The organism is Photobacterium sp. OFAV2-7 (assembly GCF_022347985.1).
Classification (GTDB): Bacteria; Pseudomonadota; Gammaproteobacteria; order Enterobacterales; family Vibrionaceae; genus Photobacterium.
Map to the genome: position 1 here is coordinate 1 of NZ_JAKRFQ010000256.1, position 5955 is coordinate 5955.

At 52.4% G+C, this 5955-nt stretch carries 4 protein-coding genes and 1 tRNA gene; 2 read left to right on the forward strand and 3 right to left on the reverse strand.

Annotated elements, in window-relative coordinates:
- Nucleotides 1–48 precede the first annotated feature (48 nt).
- Together MHN01_RS13820 and MHN01_RS13825 are read left to right on the forward strand one after the other, a co-directional pair.
- Nucleotides 49–125, forward strand: a tRNA-Asp gene (locus MHN01_RS13820).
- Between the two features lie 446 nt (nucleotides 126–571).
- Nucleotides 572–877, forward strand: a complete 306-nt coding sequence (locus MHN01_RS13825; protein ID WP_239411878.1) for an MliC family protein — start codon at nucleotides 572–574, stop codon at nucleotides 875–877.
- Nucleotides 878–1137: 260 nt separating this feature from the next.
- On the opposite strand, the gene MHN01_RS13830 is transcribed toward MHN01_RS13825, so the two are convergent.
- From MHN01_RS13830 to MHN01_RS13840, 3 genes are all read right to left on the reverse strand, one after another.
- Entirely contained in the window at nucleotides 1138–2550 is a 1413-nt protein-coding gene (locus tag MHN01_RS13830) for a phosphoglucomutase/phosphomannomutase family protein (protein ID WP_239411879.1), read from the reverse strand.
- A gap of 67 nt (nucleotides 2551–2617) precedes the next feature.
- On the reverse strand, nucleotides 2618–5023 hold the full coding sequence (locus MHN01_RS13835) for a GH36-type glycosyl hydrolase domain-containing protein (protein WP_239411880.1): 2406 nt from the start codon (nucleotides 5021–5023) through the stop codon (nucleotides 2618–2620).
- 42 nt (nucleotides 5024–5065) lie between these two features.
- The coding region (locus MHN01_RS13840; RefSeq protein WP_239411881.1) for a beta-N-acetylhexosaminidase at nucleotides 5066–5955 on the reverse strand (890 nt) is incomplete at its 5' end.

Genomic DNA, 5955 nt, shown 5'->3' on the forward strand with positions numbered 1-5955 from the left:
GGCCTCCCCATGTGAGAGTAGGACATCGCCAGGCTTCCAATTTAGTGCGGAGTGGTAGTTCAGTTGGTTAGAATACCGGCCTGTCACGCCGGGGGTCGCGGGTTCGAGTCCCGTCCACTCCGCCAATCATTAAGTCCCTAGCAGCAATGCTGGGGATTTTTTGTATGTGCAGTACAGAGCGGTAGTTCAGTTGGTTAGCCTATTTACCTTGGCTATTTCCTTGAGAGCAGAGCGGCCTGTCACGCTGCCGAAGGCATTCGCGGGTTCGAGTCCCGCCGGAATGCCGGCCCAGCCGTTCCGCCACTTCTTCGAAAGCCTCAGCAGAAATGCTGAAGCTTTTTGCTATCTGCAGCATAGTGAAAGGACTATCACGAGCCTACGGCTTGATTCCCGGTCGCGTGCGACCTCAGCAGCCCCGCTACTTATACTAAGCCTGAGACTAGGCGTCCCCATCAAAATACTCGGGCTTTTTTACGTCTTAAGAATAGACTTCTCGCTTCTTGTACATCATTGAACTTCAGACTTTATTCCTGTTGCTAGACTTATCAATAAATTCTGTGAGGGATTTATTATGCGAAAGATAGTATTAGTTATCAGTCTATGGTCTTTAGCCGCCTGTACAACGGATCAAAGCAGCTTTCCGGCCGAGATCACCTATGATTGTCAGGCCGGGCAATATTTCACATTAACTTATCCTACCGCAGAGTCTGCGATCGTGAATTATTTGAATGATACCCGAACACTTGAGCGACGGCGCTCGGCTTCGGGGGCACAGTACCGAGATCTTGAAGGCAGTAGCTACCTTTACACTAAGGGGGATGAAGCCATGCTGGAATGGAATGAGGTAAGATTAGAAGGTTGTCTTGCTAGAGAGTAGGTGAATTACCTTCCATTTGAATAAGGCTTTATATTCAGATACTCATAATAATTGGCTGATTAACCTGAAGGTTTGCAATAATAGCTTTAACATCATAGGCAAGAAAAAAGGGTAGCCAGGCCACCCTTACCGCTAAAGCCCGAAACCAAAGGCTTGCGAAATGTAACAGCTATGCCGCATGTTACCAATGGAGCAACGATTCCTGTTTTACCAGCGACTTGGCAGTGGTTGGCGCTGAACAGGAGAGTTGAATTGCGCTGTTATATCTGTAAAAAATCTTTCAGTTGTTCGATGATTGCCTCGGCCTGTTGTTGGTTTTCCATCTCGGCAAACAGGCGCAGCAATGGTTCCGTACCTGAGAAGCGAGCCAGTGCCCACCCGCCGTTTTTGAAATAAACCTTGGCACCATCGGCGTAGCTGACTTTCTCTATTTCGTAGTCAAATTCCGGCAGCTCTTTCTCGACATAAATCTTGTCGTACAGCCGCTGGCGTTCGGCAGGCTTGAAGGTACAATCCCCTTCTGCCGTATAGGCGTAGCCATATTTGTCGTAGATTTCGTCGAGCATCTCGGACAGCTTTTTGCCGGAGGTGCTGATCATCTCTACCAGCAGGCTGGAAGCAAATACGCCATCCTTGCCTTTTATATGGCCGCGAATGGTCAGGCCGCCGGAGCTTTCGCCGCCAATCAGTGAGTCGTCAGCTTCCATTTGTGAGCTGACGTGTTTAAAGCCGACTGGTACCTCGAAGCATTTTTCGCCGTGAGCCTCGGCAACCTTGTCCAGTAAATGGGTGGTAGCGATGTTGCGAACGACAGAGCCGGTCCAGCCTTTGTATTCCAGAAGGTAGTAATACAGAAGCAGCAGTACTTCGTTAGGGTGGATGAAGTTGCCTTTCTCGTCGATAATCCCTAGTCGGTCTGCGTCGCCATCGGTACCAATGCCGATGTCATAGCCTTCGTGGGCGACCATATGTTTCAGGCGATACAGGGTTGCTGCACTTGGTGATGGCATCAAGCCACCAAAAGACGGGTTTTGCGTGTCATTAATGACGTCAACATCACAGCGGCCGGTGATCAGAACGGTTTGCAGGGCATTTTTGGCCACACCGAACATTGGGTCGATCAGTACTCGCAGGTTAGCCTGCTTGATGGCCTCGACGTCAATAAAGTCGATGATCGAGTCGACGAAATCGTTCATCGGGTTGATGATTTGTATCAGGTTGTCGCGCAGTGCATTGTCAAAGTCGGCGGTTTGGATATCAGCGTCAGACAGGCTGGCAACCTGGGCTTCAATTTTCTGGGTGATCACCTCGTCGGCATCACGGCCGCCTTCAATAAAGACTTTAATGCCGTTGTAGTCTGCCGGGTTATGCGATGCGGTAATGCATGCCGAGTAGGTGGCACCGATCTGTTTAGACTTAAACATGACGATCGGAGTCGGGACGTATTTGTCGATGAAATTGACCTGAATGCCATTCCCGGCCAGTACTTCCGAAAACCAGGCCGCGGCCTTGTCGGATAAAAAGCGGCGGTCATAGCCGATCACGAAGCCGTTGCGAGTGACTTTTTCGGCAATCATGATATTGGCTATGGCTTGCGCCACCAGCTGTACGTTGGCTTTGGTGAACTCTTCACCGATGAGTGCACGCCAGCCACCAGTTCCAAATTGGATCATGATGGAACTCCTATTTCTCTCTGTGTAAAACGAAAAAGTAGGGGTGAATAACACCCCTAAAAAGTAATTAACCCATTACGACAGTAACGGTATTTACAGACCCTTCGGCCTGTGCAGGAATCGCTCCCTCGATAGCTTCGCCATTAAGAATGATGGACTTCACGCCCTTGCTGACATGTTCCGGGTTTTTCACCGTGATGTTGAAGGTTGCACCGCGCCACTGGCGAGTCACCTCAAAGCCCGGCCATGCGGTCGGGATACACGGATCGACTACCAGGCCGTCGAAGCTGACCCGGACACCCAGAATGAAGTTGGTCGCGGCAATGTATGCCCAGCCAGATGACCCCGTTAGCCATGGGTGGTTGGCGCGGCCGTGATCCTGGTGATCGCGGCCCATGACGAACTGAACATAGGAATACGGTTCGGCAATTCGCTTCTCAATCATGTCATTCTGGTTGTACGGGTTGAGCGCATCATAGAATTTCATCGCCTGATCACCGCGGCCCAGCTTCGCCTCGGCCACCCATGCCCATGGGTTCGGGTGCGAGAAGATAGCGCCGTTTTCTTTCACGCCCTGGTAGACACGGGTTACAAAGCCAATGTCATCGTTTGGCGTTGCAAAAGACGGGGCGTTGAGGTGCAGGCCGTACTCGGAGAACAGGTATTCATCGACAGCGTTCATTGCTTTCTCACCGCGATCCTGAGAGACGGCACCTGATACGACTGCCCAGGTGTTGGACTCAAGGTGAACTTTGCCTTCAACTTGCTCGTTGGTACCCACTTTTTCGCCGTTTTTGGTGATACCGCGGATATACCAGCCGCCGTCTTCGTCCCAAAGGTGCTTCTCACAGGCGCTCTGTACACCGCCGGCCATATCTTCGTAACGGGCTGCATCTTCGTCTCTGCCCAGGAACTTGGCCAAGTCGACAAACTCCTGAATAGCCCAGTAGTGAAGGAAGGCCACCATGGAAGACTCGCCGCCACCAAGGTTCAGGCAGTCGTTCCAGTCGGCACGCAGGCCTTTGGCAATACCCGTACGGCCAACATGTTCGGCGGTGAAGTCGAGCGCCGCTTTCATGTGTTCATATACGGTTGCCTCACCGCCGTCGGCATACGGGATCATTTCATCGAAGAAGTTGGTTTCACCCGTTTCCATGACGTAGCGGCAGATAGTTGGTACAAGCCATAGGTGGTCGTCAGAGCAGGTATCGCTGATACCGTGGATCTTGTCTTCGTCGCTTGGCGTCGGAACGACGGTTGGTGATTTCGACGGGGCAACATCGGCTTTTTCCGGATCGAACCAGTCAGGGTCGAAGAGGTGAAGCCCGTAGCCGGCCTTGACCTGGCCGCGCAGCAGATCCACCAGGCGCTTGCGGGTCATTTCCGGGTTGGCATGAGGGACAGCCATCGCATCCTGGGCGGTATCACGATAGCCAAGGCCGGTACGGCCGCCAACCTCGATGAAGGAGGCGAAACGGGACCAGACGACACAGGTTTCTGCCTGGTACAGGGTCCAGATGTTGAGCATGGTATCCATGCCTTCGTTTGGTGATTTCACCTGGAACTTGGCACAACGTTCTGCCCAATGTTCTTTGATAGCTGCAAATGCCGCGTCGACATTATCCAGATTCTGGTATTTGGCTCTCAGTCTCTCGCCGTTGCCTTTGCCAAGGCCGAGGATATAGACAAAGCGCACTTCTTCGCCCGGCAGGATAACAAACTGCTTGTGCAGGGAACCACAGTGGTTGTAACAGGTCTTGACCGTGTTGGTACATTGCCCTTGCTCAACCGCCAGCGGGTTGGATTCATCGCGGTACAGGCCAAGGAATGAATCGCGCTGACCATCATAGCTATCAGGATCGAATGTTGAGGCTAGGTAGTAGAAACCTTCGAAGTCATTGGTGTTGTAGTATAGGTCATACTCAATCACGCCTTCGTTATAGGAGGTACCCGCTGAGTACAGGCTCATCTGATGGTTCTGGTTGTCCGACTGGATATGGCTGAACGAGAACTCGACAAACGAGAAGGCACTGATGGTGCGCGGCTTGTCGCTGTCATTTTTGATAACAACATCCCAGATCTCCGCATCTTCACCTTTAGGGACAAACAAAGTTTTCGACGCTGAGATACCGCTGTATTCGCACTTGAACTTCGAATAAGACAGGCCGTGACGCACTTCATACTTGGCTTCGTCGAGGCTCTTTGCCACCGGCTGCCAGGAAATTGACCAGTAATCACCGGTTTCGTCATCACGAAGGTAGACGTAATGCCCAGGGCGATCAAAAGATCCGTTTGGGCGGAACTTGGTGACCCGGTTGTATTCCGGAGAGTTATAGAATGAATAGCCTCCGGCATTGTGCGAGATAACAGTACAGAACTTTTCCGTACCGAGGTAGTTGGTCCAAGGAGTCGGAACATCAGGACGAGTGATGACGTACTCTCTGTTGTCGTTATCAAAATAACCGTATTTCATTATTTCCAATCCTTTTAAATGGTTTCTCTTGTTGTGAGTGAGCTATTCACAACGACGGTAATTAATGCCAGCTTTGTCTAGGTAGGCTAACTGGCCGCTCAGGCGAGCCTTGAAGTCTTTCCAGTTTCTGTTCTCTGCTTTGGTCCAGCACAGCTCGGCAATGGCCAGCAGGCGTGGGTAAATCATGTATTCGAAGCGGCTTTGGTTGTTGACCAGTTCGCACCACAATGCGGCCTGGATACCCAGGATATGCTGGTGGGCCGGGTCGTTGTCGGCCAGCGACGACAGGGGTTTATAGCTATAGACGACATCGATCGGCAGCTTGCAGGCCCAGTCGGAGCCGGGTTCGTCTGCGGTGTAGCCCTGCGCCATATCCAGATAGGTATACTGGGCCGGCTGCATGATGACGTCATAGCCTTCACGGGCGCAGGCCAGTCCGGCCTCCTCGTTCTGCCAGGAAAAAATCAGGGTATCCTTGCTGATCTTGTCGCCGTTGGTTGCCTCTTCCCAGCCCATCATCCGCTTGCCCTTGGCCTGGACGATCTCTTCGGCAAAGCGCAGGATATGCCCCTGCAGCTCGCGCGGATCCTGATAGCCATGCTGCTCCATCATTGCCCGACAAGCAGGGCTCTGGGTCCAGACGCCTTGTGGCACCTCATCACAGCCGACATGGATATAGGGAGCCGGAAAAAGCTCGCAGACTTCGTCCAGGACATTGGAGATAAAGGTGTAGGTACCTTTCAGGGCCGGGGACAGAATGTTGTCCGAATACCACTGGGTACTGAGGTACTGCGAACGGTCTTGCGGGTCGACTAGCAGATCCGGCAGTGACTTGATTGCGGCGCGGCAGTGACCGGGAATATCGATCTCCGGAATGATGGTGATGCCGCGGTCACTGGCGTAGGCGATGAGATCGCGAATATCCTGTTTGC

Bases quoted from the DNA above. Each gene is read 5' to 3' on its own strand.
- MHN01_RS13825 (WP_239411878.1), top strand. From the start codon at position 572: ATGCGAAAGATAGTATTAGTTATCAGTCTATGGTCTTTAGCCGCCTGT.
- MHN01_RS13830 (WP_239411879.1), bottom strand. From the start codon at position 2,550: ATGATCCAATTTGGAACTGGTGGCTGGCGTGCACTCATCGGTGAAGAG.
- MHN01_RS13835 (WP_239411880.1), bottom strand. From the start codon at position 5,023: ATGAAATACGGTTATTTTGATAACGACAACAGAGAGTACGTCATCACT.